19 protein-coding genes are annotated in these 15,827 nt (G+C 65.8%); 12 read left to right on the forward strand and 7 right to left on the reverse strand.

Translation table 11 applies throughout. From position 1 onward, the window contains the following. Positions 1 to 17: 17 nt before the first annotated feature. Positions 18 to 353, reverse strand: a complete 336-nt coding sequence (locus AC3A3W_RS06430) for a YnfA family protein (protein WP_487441249.1) — start codon at positions 351 to 353, stop codon at positions 18 to 20. 119 nt (positions 354 to 472) lie between these two features. Between AC3A3W_RS06430 and AC3A3W_RS06435 the strand changes: the two genes are divergently transcribed. The 5 genes from AC3A3W_RS06435 to rplI all read left to right on the forward strand — a co-directional run bounded on the left by AC3A3W_RS06435 (position 473) and on the right by rplI (position 5,025). Next, positions 473 to 3,025 carry a hypothetical protein gene (locus tag AC3A3W_RS06435; protein WP_487441251.1) on the forward strand — a complete coding sequence of 851 codons (2,553 nt, stop codon included), beginning with the start codon at positions 473 to 475 and terminating at the stop codon, positions 3,023 to 3,025. 224 nt (positions 3,026 to 3,249) lie between these two features. Further along, positions 3,250 to 3,555: a 30S ribosomal protein S6 gene (gene rpsF, locus AC3A3W_RS06440; RefSeq protein ID WP_205654719.1), complete on the forward strand. Its 306-nt coding sequence runs from the start codon at positions 3,250 to 3,252 to the stop codon at positions 3,553 to 3,555. Between the two features lie 55 nt (positions 3,556 to 3,610). Beyond that, on the forward strand, positions 3,611 to 4,186 hold the full coding sequence (locus AC3A3W_RS06445; RefSeq protein WP_487441253.1) for a single-stranded DNA-binding protein: 576 nt from the start codon (positions 3,611 to 3,613) through the stop codon (positions 4,184 to 4,186). Positions 4,187 to 4,315: 129 nt separating this feature from the next. Then, positions 4,316 to 4,555 (forward strand): 30S ribosomal protein S18, encoded by a 240-nt coding sequence (rpsR, locus tag AC3A3W_RS06450; protein ID WP_003800144.1) that lies wholly within the window; start codon positions 4,316 to 4,318, stop codon positions 4,553 to 4,555. 17 nt (positions 4,556 to 4,572) lie between these two features. Next, complete coding sequence (gene rplI, locus AC3A3W_RS06455; RefSeq protein WP_205654717.1) at positions 4,573 to 5,025, forward strand: 50S ribosomal protein L9; 453 nt, start codon at positions 4,573 to 4,575, stop codon at positions 5,023 to 5,025. A gap of 113 nt (positions 5,026 to 5,138) precedes the next feature. Here rplI and AC3A3W_RS06460 read toward each other — a convergent pair whose 3' ends face one another. Continuing rightward, entirely contained in the window at positions 5,139 to 5,561 is a 423-nt protein-coding gene (locus AC3A3W_RS06460; protein WP_487441258.1) for a DUF1801 domain-containing protein, read from the reverse strand. Positions 5,562 to 5,703: 142 nt separating this feature from the next. Here AC3A3W_RS06460 and AC3A3W_RS06465 point away from each other — a divergent pair, with 142 nt between their 5' ends. Then, entirely contained in the window at positions 5,704 to 6,330 is a 627-nt protein-coding gene (locus AC3A3W_RS06465) for an FMN reductase (protein ID WP_487441279.1), read from the forward strand. A 59-nt stretch (positions 6,331 to 6,389) separates the two neighbouring features. Continuing rightward, entirely contained in the window at positions 6,390 to 6,758 is a 369-nt protein-coding gene (locus tag AC3A3W_RS06470) for a TFIIB-type zinc ribbon-containing protein (RefSeq protein ID WP_487441259.1), read from the forward strand. A 15-nt stretch (positions 6,759 to 6,773) separates the two neighbouring features. On the opposite strand, the gene AC3A3W_RS06475 is transcribed toward AC3A3W_RS06470, so the two are convergent. Then, entirely contained in the window at positions 6,774 to 7,340 is a 567-nt protein-coding gene (locus tag AC3A3W_RS06475) for a hypothetical protein (RefSeq protein WP_487441261.1), read from the reverse strand. A 4-nt stretch (positions 7,341 to 7,344) separates the two neighbouring features. Beyond that, positions 7,345 to 7,782, reverse strand: coding sequence for a hypothetical protein (locus AC3A3W_RS06480; protein WP_487441262.1), 438 nt, complete (start codon positions 7,780 to 7,782; stop codon positions 7,345 to 7,347). Between the two features lie 704 nt (positions 7,783 to 8,486). Here AC3A3W_RS06480 and dnaB point away from each other — a divergent pair. After that, positions 8,487 to 9,866, forward strand: coding sequence for a replicative DNA helicase (dnaB, locus tag AC3A3W_RS06485; RefSeq protein ID WP_205654712.1), 1,380 nt, complete (start codon positions 8,487 to 8,489; stop codon positions 9,864 to 9,866). On the opposite strand, the gene AC3A3W_RS06490 is transcribed toward dnaB, so the two are convergent. Together AC3A3W_RS06490 and AC3A3W_RS06495 are read right to left on the reverse strand one after the other, a co-directional pair. Continuing rightward, the gene (locus AC3A3W_RS06490; protein ID WP_487441264.1) at positions 9,863 to 10,846 is read right to left on the reverse strand and encodes an acyl-CoA thioesterase; all 984 of its coding nucleotides are present in this window, start codon (positions 10,844 to 10,846) and stop codon (positions 9,863 to 9,865) included. The genes dnaB and AC3A3W_RS06490 overlap by 4 nt on opposite strands. A 110-nt stretch (positions 10,847 to 10,956) precedes the next feature. Continuing rightward, positions 10,957 to 11,391 carry a DoxX family protein gene (locus AC3A3W_RS06495; RefSeq protein WP_487441267.1) on the reverse strand — a complete coding sequence of 145 codons (435 nt, stop codon included), beginning with the start codon at positions 11,389 to 11,391 and terminating at the stop codon, positions 10,957 to 10,959. A gap of 139 nt (positions 11,392 to 11,530) precedes the next feature. Between AC3A3W_RS06495 and AC3A3W_RS06500 the strand changes: the two genes are divergently transcribed. The 3 genes from AC3A3W_RS06500 (at position 11,531) to AC3A3W_RS06510 (ending at position 14,000) form a co-directional block, all read left to right on the forward strand. Further along, positions 11,531 to 12,883 (forward strand): MATE family efflux transporter, encoded by a 1,353-nt coding sequence (locus tag AC3A3W_RS06500; RefSeq protein ID WP_487441269.1) that lies wholly within the window; start codon positions 11,531 to 11,533, stop codon positions 12,881 to 12,883. A 66-nt stretch (positions 12,884 to 12,949) separates the two neighbouring features. Next, positions 12,950 to 13,546 (forward strand): hypothetical protein, encoded by a 597-nt coding sequence (locus AC3A3W_RS06505; RefSeq protein WP_487441271.1) that lies wholly within the window; start codon positions 12,950 to 12,952, stop codon positions 13,544 to 13,546. Positions 13,547 to 13,631: 85 nt separating this feature from the next. Beyond that, complete coding sequence (locus AC3A3W_RS06510) at positions 13,632 to 14,000, forward strand: hypothetical protein (RefSeq protein ID WP_487441273.1); 369 nt, start codon at positions 13,632 to 13,634, stop codon at positions 13,998 to 14,000. A gap of 37 nt (positions 14,001 to 14,037) precedes the next feature. On the opposite strand, the gene AC3A3W_RS06515 is transcribed toward AC3A3W_RS06510, so the two are convergent. Continuing rightward, complete coding sequence (locus AC3A3W_RS06515; protein ID WP_487441275.1) at positions 14,038 to 14,598, reverse strand: CGNR zinc finger domain-containing protein; 561 nt, start codon at positions 14,596 to 14,598, stop codon at positions 14,038 to 14,040. 160 nt (positions 14,599 to 14,758) lie between these two features. Between AC3A3W_RS06515 and AC3A3W_RS06520 the strand changes: the two genes are divergently transcribed. Then, a complete protein-coding gene (locus AC3A3W_RS06520; protein WP_487441281.1) occupies positions 14,759 to 15,718 on the forward strand; it encodes an EamA family transporter in 960 nt (319 codons plus the stop codon). Positions 15,719 to 15,827 lie beyond the last annotated feature (109 nt).

A 15,827-nucleotide genomic window follows, 5' to 3' on the forward strand; every position in this document is an offset into this window, starting at 1 on the left:
AGCGCTGCGCTGCCAGGTCAGCCCTGGCGGGGCGCGAACATGATCAGCGCGACTCCGGCCAGGGACACTGCCGCGCCGATAAGGTCCCAGCGGTCCGGCCTGAAGCCGTCCAGGACGATGCCCCAGACTAGCGAGCCCACAATGAATACGCCCCCGTAGGCAGCCAGGACGCGGCCGAAATTGGCATCGGGCTGGAAGGCGGCCACAAAGCCGTAGATACCCAAGGCAACGACGCCGAGCCCGGCCCACCACCAGGCCCTGTCTTCCCGCACCGCCTGCCAGATGAGCCATGCACCGCCGATTTCCGCGGCCGCGGCTAGGGCGAAAAGCAGAACCGACTTCACGATCGTCATGGCTCCAGTATTTCGTTCACCAGGACTTATCCACATTCACCCGTCATGTGACTGGAACCGGGGCCGTTTTCCCTCTACATTCACAGCGACACTCTGAGTCCGACAGAAAATTGGGGAAAATGTCGCATCAACCACCTGTTTCCGCGCACGCCGCGCCGGAATTGCCGCCGCACCAGCCCGGAACACCTCCGGAAACACACCAGCCCGGGACCCTGCCGGAGGCGCATCAGCCGGGAACGGCTTCCGAGCCGCCCCGGGGTGCGGCCTCCCTGGATATCGGCCGGCTGTGGGCAGGGGCCGCCGTCTCGGTGGCGTCCTACCTTGCGGTGTTGATCTTCAGCCTTGCCCTGCTGGTGCTCACGCTTGCCGGCATCGCCGCCGGCCAAGGCACCCTCGTCCCTGCGCTTGACGGAGCCTTGCCGGCACAGGAAAGTCCCGATGCCTGGTCGCAGCTGGGCCAGCTCACCGCCCAGCTGGTTGCCATGGCGCATTTGGGCACGATCGACACTGCGGTCCAGGGTGCGCTGCCTTTCTTCGGAACTATCCGCGGGGAGGGGCTGGCCTATGCGGTTCCCGTGACATTGCTGCTGGCCAGCGCGTTGTGCGTCTACTTCGGCAGCCGGCTCGCCGAACGGAGAATCCCCTCTGCAGGCAGGCCGCAGCTCCTGCTCCAGTCCGTGGTTACCGGTGTGGTGTACTCCCTGCTGGTCAACGGTGTGGCCGCTGCGGCGGCCGTCCGCTATCCCGTCACTGACGCGTTCACCGTGGAGCCCATTTCCGCCGAGAATCCGTGGTCGGTCTTCGTGGCGTTCGTCCTCGGCGCAGGGCTGTCCGCGGTGTCCCGGAACACCGTCCTTGCCCGCCGCACTCCGCCCGCCCATCCGCCGCGCCTCGTTGGCATCCTGAACCTGCCCCTGGCCGCCGTTGCGGTGCATGCATCCCTCTTTGCTGCGGCCGCCGTTCCTGCGGCATGGATTACCGCCGCCGTGTCCGGGGGCTGGACCGCCCTGCTGTCCGGTCCCCTGTGGATCGGCAATGCGGTGGGCTACAGCCTTGTGGCCGGGCACCTCGGGGGCCTGCGTGTCCTGGTGGAAACGTCCCAGATCCTGGGCGGTCAGGAGAGCCGGAGCGAGGACCACACGGTGTACGGATTCGGTGCTGACGCCGCCGGCAGCGCCATGGCAGGCGCGGCCTGGGCCGCCCTGGCGCTGGCCCTGGCCTGCACGCTTGCCACCGGCATTGCTGTCCTGGTCCGCCGGGGACGGGTGGCCACATCCGACGTCCGGTCATGGATTCCTGTGCCCGCGGGCTTCCTTGTCCTTGGACTGCTGCTGATGCCGCTCCTGTCGGCGCAGGCCGGCTTTGACGTTCCGGGTCTCGTTGCAGGCCAATACCTTCTCGCCCCCGCCTGGTGGTCGCCCGTGGTCTTCCTGGCCTGGGGGCTGCTGGTGGAAGTGTGCGCCCGCTTCCTCGCCCCGCACTTACTGCCTTCCATGCCGGCCGGACTGCAGCGGCTGGTCCGCGCGTTCCCGCCCGCACCCGCAGCCTCGCCCTTCGACGGGGCGCCCTCCGGCAGGGAGGAAGCGGCATTTGCAACCGCTTCCGTGAGCGGAACCGGGATTGGTTCCGTTCCGGCGCCCAGCCCCGCCGGGGAACTGTCGGCCCGGGGAAAGAAGCGCGCCCTGGTGGCGCTGGCCGTCACCGGCACCGTCATTGTGCTCGCCGTCGGTTCGGTGGTGGCGGTCAACGCGGTCAAGGCCGGCCCGGACAGGCTGGTGGGGGAATACGTTCAGGCCCTGGTGGACGGAGATGCCGAAAAGGCCCTTGGCATCCTGGATCCCGACATTCCCAACGAGGAGAGGTCCCTCCTGACCAACGAGGTCTACGGCGCGGCGCAGAACCGGATCGACGGCTTCTCGGTGCTGTCCAGCAAGGTCTCCGGCGACTCAGCAGTGGTGCACGTCGAGCTGAGGCAGGGCGGGCGGAGGCACGAGCAGGCGTTCAGCCTCTATAAGAACCGGCCGGAATTCCTGGACGACCACTGGAGGCTCGGCACCATCCCGCTGCAGCGCGTCGCCGTTTCCGCCGACGCGGCTGTGCCGTCCCTCACCATCAACGGCGTCGCCGTGCCGACAGGACAGGAGGACGCGAACGCGTTCGCCACGTACTTCAGCGTGCCGGCCTTCCCGGGCTCCTACTCCGTGGGCCTTCCTGAAGGCGAAAAGTACCTTGCGGCAGCCCAACAGGAAGTGCTCGTGGCCATCGGCTCCGCACCCCAGCCTGCAGAGGATGCAAAGCTCACGGTGACGGCGTCCGAGCGACTCCGGGCAGAGACATCGCGGCAGGTGGACGCTGCATTGGCGGCCTGCGCGAAGTCCACGGAGATGGATCCCCCGGGCTGCCCGTTTTCACGCTTTGCCTTCGGCGATGTCCGGAACGTGAAGTGGTCCATCACCTCCGAACCCGACTACACGATGCAACGGTCCTTCGACGGCGAGTGGCGGCTCAGCGGCGGCACGCCCGGCGAAGCGTCCGTGACGTACGAACGGAATGCATCCTTCAGCAAGGCCAGCCCTGAGTGGGAGAAGGAGACGGACCAGATGGATTTCTACGTCCGGGGCACCGTCTCGATAGCGTCGGACAAGGTTCAGGTGGAGCTCTCAGCGTACTGACGGCCGTTATCCACATACGAGCCGCCGCGGCTGCCGCCAGGAGCAGCATCGCGGTAGCCTCAAACCAGCTCCTGAATCGCGGAAACCCCCCACGATGCACTAGGATAGGGAAGTCTGTGCTGCGTCCTCCCTCCAATTTGGGGAAGGGCATGCACGGCACCGCAAATGAACCTCCTGTTACGGAAATGCCGTAACCGCTTAGCCCAAAGGAGGTGGGTTCACATATGCGTCCTTACGAATTGATGGTAATCATCGACCCCGAGGTCGAAGAGCGTACCGTAGAGCCGTCGCTTCAGAAGTTCCTGAATGTCATCACCAACGATGGTGGAACCATCGAAAAGGTTGACATCTGGGGCCGCCGTCGCCTCGCTTACGACATCAAGAAGAAGTCCGAAGGTATCTACGCCGTGGTGAACTTCACCGCCAAGCCGGAAACCGCCAAGGAACTTGACCGCCAGCTGGGTCTCAACGAGACCATCATGCGCACCAAGATCACCCGCCCCGAAGAGCAGAAGGTCGTTGCTGAGTAATTTCAGCACCCGGCTTTCATTCTTTACCCCGCAGGAACGAACAAGGAGGCAGTAGATGGCAGGCGAAACCACTATTACGGTCATCGGTAATCTCACCAATGACCCCGAACTGAGGTTCACACCGTCAGGTTCGGCAGTAGCGAACTTCACCATCGCTTCCACGCCTCGCACTTTCGACCGCCAGTCCAATGAGTGGAAGGACGGGGAAACCCTGTTCCTCCGCGCATCGGTGTGGCGCGAAGCGGCCGAAAACGTCGCCGAGTCCCTGACAAAGGGCATGCGCGTGATCGTCAACGGCCGGCTGAAGAGCCGTTCCTACGAAACAAAAGAAGGCGAGAAGCGCACCGTTATCGAGCTCGAAGTCGATGAAATCGGCCCGAGCCTGCGCTATGCCAACGCCAAGGTCAACCGCACCCAGCGCTCCGGCGGTCAGGGTGGCCAGGGTGGCTTCGGCGGAGGCAACAGCGGCGGTGGATTCGGTGGCGGCCAGGGTGGAAACCAGGGCGGCAACACCGGAGGAACCTGGGGCGGCAACCAGCCCGCAGCGCAGGAAGACCCTTGGGCCACGCCCGGGGTCAGCAATGCAGGCGGCGGCTGGGGCAACGGCCCGGATTCCGAACCTCCCTTCTAAAACAACACATTAAAGGCCCGACGCCGGGACCGCCCGGGTGCCATCAGGCACCGAGGTGACTGCCGCCCGTCGGACCACCACCATCCCGTGGATCAACATCCACGGGCTCCATAGAATAGGAGCTCCACGATGGCTAAGGCTGAACTCCGTAAGCCCAAACCAAAGTCCAACCCCTTGAAGGCCGCTGACATCACCGTCATCGACTACAAGGACGTAGCATTGCTGCGCAAGTTCATCTCCGACCGCGGAAAGATCCGCGCCCGTCGCGTCACTGGCGTCACGGTGCAGGAACAGCGCAAGATCGCCCAGGCAATCAAGAACGCCCGCGAAGTTGCTCTGCTGCCTTACTCCGGCGCTGGCCGCGGCTAAGGAAGGGATTAACTAACATGGCAAAGCTCATTCTGACCCACGAAGTCACCGGTCTCGGTGCTGCTGGCGACGTCATCGAGGTCAAGGACGGTTACGCACGTAACTTCCTGCTGCCCCGCGGCTTCGCTCTGACCTGGACCAAGGGTGGCGAGAAGCAGGTTGAGTCCATCAAGGCTGCCCGCGTCGCCCGCGAGCACGCTTCCCTGGAAGATGCTCAGAAGCAGGCCGCCGCTCTGTCCGCTAAGCCGGTCAAGCTGGTTGTCAAGGCCGGCGAAAGCGGCCGCCTGTTCGGCACGGTCAAGCAGGCCGACGTTGCTGACGCTGTTGAGGCCGCTGGCCTCGGCCGCATCGACAAGCGCAAGGTTGAACTGCCTACGCACATCAAGTCGGTTGGTTCCTACCAGGCCAACGTCCGTCTGCACGACGACGTTGCCGCTGTGATCGAACTCGACGTAGTCGCAGGCAAGTAGTCTTTCCGGCGTTCCGCGCCGGATTGCTGCGCAGTCTGAACTGCTGACGGCCCCTGCTGACGGATTCCTCCGGGAATCCGGCGGCGGGGGCCTTTGCGTTAAGCCGCTGGCACTCAGGGCTGGTGGACCACAGTGGTGTAGTAGCGGTAACCGGCGAGGATCAGCGCGGCAAGGGCATCTTCATCGATGTCCTCGAGTTTGTTGATATAGACGCAGCCGGCGCCGACTTTGTGCTTGCCCAGCCGGGCGAGTAGCTCGGCGGCCTCCGGTGCGGCGCTCAGGCCATACAGCGAGAGGCTGGCTTTGCGCGGCGAGAACCCCACCGCCGCGGAGTCCCCTTCGCGGCCGCTGTCGTACTTGTAGTGGTACCGGCCGAATCCCACGATCGTCGGACCCCACATCTCGGGTTCTTCGCCTGTCAGTTCCGTCATGAGTTCGCGGAGTCGGAAGGCGTCCCGGCGCCGGACAGGGTGTTCGACGGCCGCCAGGAAGTCATCCGCCGAGGCGCCCGTCACCTGCGTCTTGTTTTCTGCCATGGACGCAGTGTACGTCCCTCCCTGCAGGGACGGGCCGACAGCCTGCAACCTTGAGCCGGAATAAACGCAGGAGCGGCCGGGTTGACAGGGGTAGATGCAGACGCATGTACTGTCTAAAGCAGTCGACCCTGAGGAGATCGCCGTGGAAACCCGCCGCATAACCGTTCTGTCCGCTGGCCTGGGAGTGCCGTCGTCGAGCCGGCTGCTGGCCGACCAGTTGGCAGATGAGGCCACGCGGAAGCTGTCAGCGGCCGGCTACGCGGTCACCGTCGATGTGGTGGAACTCCGTGACCTGGCCGTGGACGTCGCCAATAACTTCGTCACCGGCTACGCGGGCCCCCGCCTTGCCGAGGTCATCGCCGGGGTGGAGGCGTCTGACGGCATCATCGCCGTCAGCCCGGTCTTCAGCGCCTCGTACAGCGGGCTCTTCAAGTCCTTCATCGATGTGCTGGACCCGAAGTCGCTCGACGGAAAGGCCGTGCTGCTGGCTGCCACGGGCGGAACCGACCGCCACCAGATGGTGCTCGACTACGCAATGCGCCCGCTCTTCAGCTACCTGCGCGCCCGTGTGGCCGCGACGGCCGTTTTCGCCGGCCCCCAGGACTGGGGAAACAGGGACGACGGCGGAACTCCGCTTTCGGCGCGAATCGAGCGGGCGGCGGCTGAGTTCGTCCACCTTCTCGACGGTGTGCAGCCCGGCAGGAAGCAGGCGCCTCTGGAGTCCCTGCCGTTTGAACAGTTGCTGGCCGGAATCACCACCGGGAACTGAGGGGCGCCCGCGCGAACTATTCGCGGCAGCCGCTCGTTGTGCGGGACATGAAATGTCCTGTGGATTCTGTAGACCTGATCATGAGCGAACGCAGCGGTGTGGAGATTGACTACTGCCCCCAGTGCCGGGGGGTATGGCTTGACCGCGGCGAGCTGGACAAGATCATCGACCGCGCGGACTCGTTCGGGGGAGCCGTGGCGACTCCCCCGCCCGCACCGCCGGCTCCGGGCATGGTCCCGCCGCCCCTGTACCCGAATCACGACCTGCGGCGGGAGCAGCCCCGCTACGACAAGCCCCGCTACGACAAACCGCAGTATGACAAGCCGCAGTATGACGACCGCGGCCACGGCAAGGGCTACGACCGCGACTACGACCGGCGCCGGCCGAAGAAGAAGGAAGGCTGGCTGGGCGACCTCTTCGACTTCTAACGGGCGCCCGGCCGATTAATCGTCCAGCAGGGCGATGAACTCGCGTGCCTGCTTCATGGTGATGTCCGAGTGTTTCGTGAGGGCGGTGGCGGCAGCCTCGGTATTGCCGCTCTTGGCCAGGGTGCGGATGCGGCCGTAGATCTCGTCATTGAGCATGTTGCTGCTGACCTCGCGTGTGACATCACCCTTGCTGGCGATCGCCCGGTACCGGTAGGGGAACCGCTGGGGGGTTTCGTCGTCGGCTTCCGGTTCGCTCGGCGCAGCCGGCTCGGCACGGTAAGGCTGCGGGTGGGCGGCCAGCGCGGCCACGGCGTCCCGGGAGGCACGAAGTCCGAGTCCGGAAACCTCGTAGTAGAGCTTGATGGCAGCCATGGCCTGGCCCTGGGCGATCAGGGCATAGAGCCTCCGGTGCTCGTCCTCGGAAAGCCGCGCCGCAGCCACTTTGGCCAGTTCCGCGGATTCCGGCGGAGCCTGGGCGGGGCCGTCCCCGGGCCGCTGCCGCCGGCTCCACGCGCGAGCGACCAGAGTCACGGCGACGGTGACGGCCACGAGGATCAGGACGGGGATCACAAGCGATTCCATGGTTCTAAAGCCGATCTACATATTGCTTGGCGGTTAAGAGGTCCGAACGGGTTGCCTGGCGCAGGAGCCTGATTGCCTGGATCTTTTGCCCGTTGCGCACCATTGACTGCAGCTGGAGCGCCAGCTGGGGGTTGAGCTGGCCGCCGGGCAAAACAGCGCCGTGGGAGGCCTGGGCGAGGATTGCATCCCGGGCGTGATCCTGCTGCTGGGTATGTTGCTGTTCGTTCTGGCTGGGACGCGTAGCCGCGTCAACGCGGGCGCGCGCCGCGGTTGCCGCCTGGACTTGGGCGGCGTAGTGCGCCTGAGACCGCATGGCTAGATCCAGCTGATAGCGCTCCGCCTCCGACATCCCGGAATCGCGTGGCCTCAGCGCCGTGGACAGGGCCCACAGGACCGCAACGAGAACGAGGCCAGGCAGTATGACTATCAGTGCGTCGCCCATATCTAGAGCTTAGGCCAGTTACGCGTTATCCACAGCATATGCAGGAAGGCGTATGCTGCCCCCGGACCGCGACGTTGCCGGCCCAAGCCGCGGGAGCGGCCCGGGAGTGGCCCGGCAGCGGCAGGGATTGCCCGGCCGGGCTGGCGAGATTGATCACACCGCGGGCATATTCCAAGCCAAAAACCCTGAATCTACCGGCCGGTATCCCCAATGCGCCGCTTTTGCCTGTGGATGAACGTTCAAGAAAAAAATATTGAGTCCACAGCCTCGCGAGGACGTTTCCGCAGGTCAGAGGCCACATCGGGGCGAAAGAAATTTGTTATCCACACCTCCGCCCACAGACTGTGCACAAGCAGGGACGCATTGTGCACAGGTTATCCACAGAGGTGCAAAACTCGCCGCTTTGTGCGTTGCCCGGCGGGCGCTAACGTAGCCGAGACACCCATTCAGGACATGTGTGCCACATCAGCCAAGCGGACTGGAGACCCCGATTTAAGGGCCTCTGCGGATGGGCTGTGCCCTGTGGAAAACCTGTGGATGAGGCGTCGCCTTGGACTCGCGGCCTCCGCGGAAATTGTCGGGGCCGGCTGGTAGACATTGCCTTAGCCGGCGCAGCAGCTTCCGCGGTGAGACGCATCCAAACGGCACAGGCAGACTTGCCGCAGGCCTCCTGAGGGCTGCGGAAACAATGGAGGACGGCAGTTTTGTCAGTTACGCACCTGGACTCAATCGAGAGCACCCGTACCGAGGGCAGCCGCAAACCTCCGCAGGACATTCCGGCCGAGCAGTCCGTCCTCGGCGGCATGATGCTCTCCAAGGACGCCATTGCCGATGTCGTGGAGATCCTTCGGGGGCAGGACTTCTACCGTCCCGCCCACGAGACCATCTACGAGGCGGTAATCGACCTCTACGGACGTGGCGAACCCGCCGACGCGGTGACCGTTTCGGACGAACTGACCAAGCGCGGCGAGATCAACAGGATCGGCGGACCCGCCTATCTGCACGAGCTCATCCAGACGGTCCCCACAGCGGCCAACGCAGGTTATTACGCCGAAATCGTGGCCGAGCGAGCCGTCCTCAGGAGGCTGGTCAACGCCGGCACCAAGATCGTGCAGCTGGGTTACGGCCAGGACGGCGAAGTCGAGGACCTCGTCAACCAGGCCCAAGCGGAGGTCTATGCCGTCGCCGAGCGCCGGACCGCGGAGGACTACGTGGTCCTGAAGGACGTCATGGAGTCCACCGTGGACGAGATTGAGGCCTCCGGCCACCGGGGCGAAGGCATGGTGGGCGTTCCGACCGGCTTCTACGAGCTGGACGAACTGACGCACGGCCTCCACCCCGGCCAGATGATCGTCATTGCGGCTCGCCCCGCCGTCGGTAAGTCCACGTTTGCCCTCGACTTCGCGCGCTCCGCCGCCATCAAGAACAACTTGGCCACGGTCATGTTCTCGCTCGAAATGGGCCGGAACGAGATCGCCATGCGCCTCCTGTCAGCCGAGGCCACCATCGGCCTTCAGGACCTCCGCAAAGGCACCATCAAGGATGAGCAGTGGTCCAAGATCGCCACCACCATGGGACGGATGAATGATGCCCCGCTGTTCATTGACGACAGCCCCAATATGTCCCTGATGGAAATCCGGGCCAAGTGCCGACGCCTGAAGCAGCAGCACGACCTGAAACTCGTCATTCTCGATTACCTGCAGCTCATGAGTTCCGGCAAGAAAGTGGAGTCGCGCCAGCAGGAAGTGTCTGAGTTCTCCCGTGCCCTCAAGCTGCTGGCCAAGGAGCTGCAGGTCCCGGTCATTGCCCTGTCCCAGCTGAACCGTGGGTCCGAGCAGCGCCAGGACAAGCGCCCCATGGTCTCGGACCTCCGTGAATCGGGATCCATCGAGCAGGACGCCGACATGGTCATCCTGCTGCACCGCGAGGACGTTTACGACAAGGAGTCACCGCGTGCCGGTGAGGCGGACATCCTCATCGCCAAGCACCGTAACGGCCCCACCAAGGACATCGTGGTTGCCTTCCAGGGCCACTACTCCCGCTTCGCCAACATGGCGGCAGACGCTGGAGGCGGCGGCTTCTAACCGGCCGTTTGCTGTCCCGCCTGCAGCAGGTGGTTCGGCAGTCGGTTCCCGGGGGCGGCTGCGCGGATTTCCAGGAGATGCCGGGCGTGCGCGTGGAGGCGCTTATCCTCGTCTGAAACCGGCACCCACCGGGGAATCGGAACCGAGTTGCCTTCGGCATCCCGGGCCACCATCACTGTGAGGCAGTAGGTGGTCAGGTTAAGCTCGCGGCTCTTGGGGTCCCCCGACCGGACATGTACCGCTACGTGCATGCCTTTGGTGCCCGTGTAGACGAGCCGCGCCTCCACTTCCACCACGTGCCCGATCAATAGCGGACGGTAGAACCGGACGCCGCCGGAAAACACCGCGACGGTGTCCTTGCCGCAGTAGCGCGATGCGCAGACGTAAGCCGCCTCGTCGATCCACTTCATAACGATGCCGCCGTGGACCTTGCCGCCCCAGTTGACGTCAGTAGGCGCCGCCATGAAGCGGAGCACCACGCGCTCGGCGGTCCCGGCGTCGGTATATTCCTGGGCGCTCATGGCTTCCACGATCTGCTCGCGGATCTTGATGCGCGCAAGGGCATGGTCGCGCTGCTCCAGCTCCTCCGGTGTGGAGGGATCAAACTGCTGGACCGGGATGGGCTTGCCGTCCTCGCCCACGGCCACGAAGATCACCATGCACTGGCTCCGCATGGTGGCGGGCCCGCCCTTGGGGTCACCGGAGGACACCACCGTGCGGATGTGCATGGAGGACCGTCCCGTGTAGACGATGGTGGCGGTGACCTCCACCATGTCGCCGCTGTTCACAGGGTCCGCGAAGTGGATGTTCCCTACATAGGCCGTGACGCAGTAGGACTTGGCCCACCCGACGGCGGCGGCATACGCGGCCTTGTCCACCCACTCCAGGACGGTGCCTGCATCCACGGAGCCGCTGTGGCCGACGTCGGTGGGAGCCGCGAGGAAGCGGAGGGTGACGGAATTGGCGGGGCTTTCGCTCATGATGTGAGTCTACTGAGCCATCCGGTGACCAAAAGAAAACGGCGGCCGCGCACCCAAGGTGCGCCGCCGCCGTCGTCCGATGGAACCGGAGAAGACTTTCCGGGGAGGGGCTAGGCGAGGACGCCCAGCTTGGAGCCCGGCCGGCCGAAGAGGGCGCGGTCCACGGAGAGGCGGCCTGCGCCGGTCAGGGCAACGGCGAGGCCCGCGGCGGCCAGCAGCAGGACCAGCTCGAAGCCGCCATTCGTGGCGAAGACGCCGGCGGGGGCGTGCACCAGGAAGAAGGCGCCGAGCATGTTCAGCGCCAGCAGCGCGGAAAAGACGCGGGTCAGCACGCCCAGGATCAGCGCGACGCCGCCGACCAGTTCGAGCGTGGCGACGACGGGAGCCACTGCCTCGGCCGCGGGAACACCCATCTTCGAGAAGGCGGCCTGGGTGCCGGCGATGGTGAATTCGTTGAATTTCTGCCAGCCATGGGCGGCGAACAGGAATCCTGCAACAACGCGCAGGACGGTCAATGCGGTAGTGGTCAGGGTGGACTGGTTCATGGGGATCACCGTTCGTGTCGGTTGCATTGGTCTGGTGGTCGGACGATGCGATCGCCGCCGTGATGCTTCCTTTCCACTGTCGCGCACTATTGGTTGAAGTGTCAACTAATTGTGACGATGCGCACGCTAGGCTAAAGCAGTGCCTGATTCCCCTGCCGCTGCCGTGCCGGCCGTGAAACCCGCCAGCCATGCCCGCGACATCCTGCGCCTCGCCGTTCCGGCCTTCGGCGCGCTGATCGCCGAGCCGCTCTTCCTGCTGGCCGACTCCGCCATCGTTGGCCACCTGGGCGTCGCCCAGCTGGCCGGCGTCGGACTGGCATCCGCCGTGCTGCATACGGCGGTTGGGCTGATGGTGTTCCTCGCCTACTCCACGACACCTGCGGTTGCCCGTGCAGTGGGCGACGGCCAGTTTGCCAAGGCCCTCGCCGCCGGGCGCGACGGCGTCTGGCTCGCGCTGCTGCTCGGAATCGTGCTGGCCGTGGCCGGTTTCGTTGCGGCCGAGCCCCTGGTGGGTCTGATGGGTGCCGACGGTGACGTCCGGTCCTTCGCCGTGGATTATCTGCGCTGGTCCATGCCCGGGCTGGTGGCCATGCTGTTGATCTTCGCCGGAACAGGCGTACTGCGCGGACTGCAGGACACGCGCACCCCGCTGGTAGTGGCCACCGCCGGCTTCAGCCTGAACGTCGTGCTGAACCTTGTGCTGGTCTATGGGCTGGGGTGGTCGGTGGCCGGATCGGCCGCAGGCACCAGCATTGCGCAGTGGGCCATGGCAGCCGTCTATCTGGTCATGGTGGAGCGCAATGCCCGGCGCCACGGCGTTTCCCTGCTGCCCGACTGGCGGGGGATCCGGGCACTGACCAAGGTGGGCTCCTGGCTGATGCTGCGGACGCTCAGCCTGCGCATCGCCATCCTGGCCACGGTGTTGGTGGTCACCGGCCAGGGCGCGGTAAACCTCGCCGCGCACCAGCTGGCAATGACCGTGTTCACCTTCCTTGCCTTCGCGCTGGATGCGCTGGCAATTGCCGCACAGGCCCTCATCGGCAAGGAGTTGGGCGCCTCCAACCCGGAGAACGCGCGGTTGCTGACCCGCACCATGATCCGCTGGGGCACCGGCTTTGGCGTGGTGACGGGCGTGCTGCTGGCGGCTGCGGCGCCCTTCACCGGTGCGCTGTTCACCTCCGACCCCGGCGTGCAGTCCGTGCTGACGCTCGCCCTTTGGGCCCTGGCCGCCGGGCAGCCGATCGCCGGTTACGTGTTCGTCCTCGACGGCGTGCTGATCGGCGCAGGTGACGCGAAGTACCTGGCGGTTGCCGGCGTCGTGAACCTGGCAGCATACCTGCCGCTGCTCCTCGCAGTCCCGCTCGCCGGGACAGCCGGCGCGGCGGCACTGGTGTGGGTGTGGGTTGCGTTCTCGCTGGGTTACATGCTGGCCCGCGCCGTGACTTTGGGGCTGAGGGCGAGGACGGACCGCTGGATGGTGCTCGGTTCCTGAGGGCCGTTCTCCTGATTGACGAAGCGCCAGGTTCGACGCCGCACCCGACCGCACTAAACTGGAGCGGTGACTTTCCCCGTGAACCCTGCCGAGCCTGCCCCTGCGGCTGCCCATCAAGCGGAGCTGTGGAAGCCCGTGCTGCTCCGGGCAGCGGCCGCCCTGGTGTTCGGTGCCGTGACCATTTTTTGGGCGGCGCCTTCAGTGGCGGGCATGGGTTTGGCCGGAGGGCTGTACCTCCTGGCCACCGGCGCTGCGCTTTTCCGGGGTATCCCACTGGCTGGCCTGCGCCGCGACGTGTCGCCCGGCAGGGCTATGTCGGCGGCGGCCTCCGTCCTTATCGGCGCGGGCGTCACAGTGATGATCCTGCAGGGGAGCCTGCTGTTCGCCGTCATCGCGGCGCTCGGAATCGGCCTGCTCGCCGCAGTGGAGCTGTACTTCGGCTGGCGCTTCCGGGGCCGGCACATCCTCGCCCGGGACTGGATCGCCTCGGGCGTCATCGGACTGGGAACGGCAGTTGCCCTGCCGTTCTTTATCCCGCTCGGCCCGCACGCCCTGCTGGGGGTGGCTGGCGGAGGCGCCATTATCTCCGGAGTGCTCTGGATCCTTGCAGGGCTCTCGCTCAGGCACGATGCGCGGTCGGGCACCGTGAAGGCCGTAAACTAGAAGGCAAAGGTTCTACTCCTTGTAGAACAAATACACATCACAACGGGCTGGCCTGACTGTCGCCGCCCGCATGAGAGGACACGCCGTGGCAAACCAGAAACCAGGAGAACCGCGCAATATGCGGACCTCGGTTAAGGGACCGCTGATGTTCTCCGCCGTCTGGGCTGTGGTGGCGTTCTTCGCGGTGCTGATCTTCGCTTCCGGTGGCAGCTCCCGCGTCCCGCGCTTCGACCTCGCCCTCACCGGCGCCGGCATTGCATTCATCGTCACGCTTGTCATCGCGGCCATGCTCTCCATGAGCTACAAGGACAATGCCGCACACCTGGGCAAGGGATCAGGCGTCAACCTCAGCTCGGCCAAGCGGCCCACGCATGGCTTTGGCGGCGGAACCCAGACGCCTCCGGAGGCTTCCGGCCCCGCGGACGAATCAACGCCCGACGGCGGCAAGTCCTAGGGTCTGTCTGCTCGCCTGCCGCCTGATCACCGGCGGCTTACTCACCGGTGGCGTACTCGCTGGCGGCGCGGCGGGCCCGGTACGCCGCCACGTGCGCGCGGTTGGCGCAGTTTCCCGTATCGCAGTACCTCTTTGACCGGTTGCGGCTGAGGTCCAGCACCACGGCGTCGCAGTCGTCCGCCGCGCAGACCAGCATGCGGTCCATTTCCTTGCTGCGGATCACATCCACGAGTGCCATCGCGGCTTCGGTGCCCATCCGGTCCGCCAGCGGGGCGTCGCGGGTAGTGGCGTGAAGGTGCCAGTCCCACTCGTCGTGCTTGAGCAGCTGCGGGAGGGCACGGGCTTCGCGCAGGAGCCGGTTGACCCCTTCCACGGCCGTGTCCTCGTCCGAGGTCCACAGGCCCGCGAGCTCCGCCCTGAGGGCGTGGACGCTGGCCAGTTCGGCTGCATCCCGGGTCCGCGATCCGCTGAAGCCCTCGCCCTCGAGGAACCGGTCGAGGTCGGCCACTGTGGCCAGCTTTTCTTCCCCGTTCGCCGCGCTGTTGATGAGGTTGACCACGGTGCGCAACGCAACCTCTGTGTCAGGGGCAAAGACCATCTTGACTCCTTACTTGGCCCGGCGTATTGTCATGACCAATACCCCACTTTACTCCTGACAGGAGAATGCCGTGTCTGCAGCCAGCAACCACGCCAACGTGCCACCCCGGGCCGGGACGGTCTCTCCTGCGGCGTCTCCGTCAGCCTCGGCGCGGGGTTTCATGGCGTCCGGCCTGGGGGTTGCCCTGTTTTCCTCAGCCGTGTTCGGGCTTTCGGGCTCCTTTGCCAAGGCTCTCCTGGAAACGGGCTGGACCCCGGGCGCGGCTGTGACGGCCCGGCTGACCGGCGCTGCGCTCATCCTGGCGGTCCCCGCGGTTCCCGCCCTTCGCGGGCGGTGGCACCAGCTGAGGTCGAACTGGGTGACCATTGTGCTGTTCGGCCTGATCGGTGTGGCGGCCTGCCAGCTGTTCTACTTCAACGCTGTTTCCCTGCTCTCCGTGGGCGTTGCGCTCCTGCTGGAATACCTCGCCCCGGTCCTGATCGTGCTGTGGCTCTGGGGGGCGGGAAGGAAGCGTCCGCGGCCGCTGACCATAGCCGGGGCCCTGTTGTCGCTGGGCGGCCTGGTCCTGGTCCTGGACCTGACCGGCGCGGTGAAGGTGGACTTCGTAGGCGTGCTGTGGGGCCTGGCGGCGGCCGTCTGCCTGGCCATCTACTTCTTCATCACGGCCAAGGAAAACGACACCCTTCCGCCGATCGTGCTTGCCTCGGGCGGGCTCCTGGTGGGTGCTGCGGTGATGTGGCTGGCGGCAGCCACCGGCATCCTTCCCATGGCCTTCAGCACCGCCGACACCAAGCTGGGGCCATGGACCACGCCCTGGTGGGTAGCGCTGGCCGGACTCGTGGTCCTTGCCACTGTCCTGGCCTACGTTGCCGGAATTCGGGCCGCCCGCGCCCTGGGCTCCAAGGTGGCCTCCTTCGTATCGCTGACGGAGGTGCTGTTCGCCGTGATCTGGGCCTGGCTTCTGCTGGGAGAACTGCCGGTGGCCATCCAGCTCGTGGGCGGCGCACTTATCGTGGGCGGCGTCGTGCTGGTCAGGCTGGACGAGCTGCGGGGGACGGGGCCGCAGGCCCGGGTGAGCGCACCGCTGGCCCATGCAAACGACGTCGAACCCGTTCCCTAGGCGTGGCGCTGCCGCGCCCCTGAGGCCTCTTTAAACTCCGGAGGGCCGGACGCCACAGCGTCCGTCCCTCCGTGTAAAGCCCTGCCCTAGCGGGAGGCTTCCTCCTGCT

The sequence above is a fragment of the Arthrobacter sp. Soil_N43 genome, from assembly GCF_057655195.1.

Excerpts from the sequence above, each read along its gene's own strand:
- AC3A3W_RS06430 (WP_487441249.1), bottom strand. The coding sequence starts at position 353 with ATGACGATCGTGAAGTCGGTTCTGCTTTTCGCCCTAGCCGCGGCCGCG.
- AC3A3W_RS06435 (WP_487441251.1), top strand. The coding sequence starts at position 473 with ATGTCGCATCAACCACCTGTTTCCGCGCACGCCGCGCCGGAATTGCCG.
- rpsF (WP_205654719.1), top strand. The coding sequence starts at position 3,250 with ATGCGTCCTTACGAATTGATGGTAATCATCGACCCCGAGGTCGAAGAG.
- AC3A3W_RS06445 (WP_487441253.1), top strand. The coding sequence starts at position 3,611 with ATGGCAGGCGAAACCACTATTACGGTCATCGGTAATCTCACCAATGAC.
- rpsR (WP_003800144.1), top strand. The coding sequence starts at position 4,316 with ATGGCTAAGGCTGAACTCCGTAAGCCCAAACCAAAGTCCAACCCCTTG.
- rplI (WP_205654717.1), top strand. The coding sequence starts at position 4,573 with ATGGCAAAGCTCATTCTGACCCACGAAGTCACCGGTCTCGGTGCTGCT.
- AC3A3W_RS06460 (WP_487441258.1), bottom strand. The coding sequence starts at position 5,561 with ATGGCAGAAAACAAGACGCAGGTGACGGGCGCCTCGGCGGATGACTTC.
- AC3A3W_RS06475 (WP_487441261.1), bottom strand. The coding sequence starts at position 7,340 with ATGGAATCGCTTGTGATCCCCGTCCTGATCCTCGTGGCCGTCACCGTC.
- AC3A3W_RS06480 (WP_487441262.1), bottom strand. The coding sequence starts at position 7,782 with ATGGGCGACGCACTGATAGTCATACTGCCTGGCCTCGTTCTCGTTGCG.
- AC3A3W_RS06490 (WP_487441264.1), bottom strand. The coding sequence starts at position 10,846 with ATGAGCGAAAGCCCCGCCAATTCCGTCACCCTCCGCTTCCTCGCGGCT.
- AC3A3W_RS06495 (WP_487441267.1), bottom strand. The coding sequence starts at position 11,391 with ATGAACCAGTCCACCCTGACCACTACCGCATTGACCGTCCTGCGCGTT.
- AC3A3W_RS06515 (WP_487441275.1), bottom strand. The coding sequence starts at position 14,598 with ATGGTCTTTGCCCCTGACACAGAGGTTGCGTTGCGCACCGTGGTCAAC.
- AC3A3W_RS06520 (WP_487441281.1), top strand. The coding sequence starts at position 14,759 with ATGGCGTCCGGCCTGGGGGTTGCCCTGTTTTCCTCAGCCGTGTTCGGG.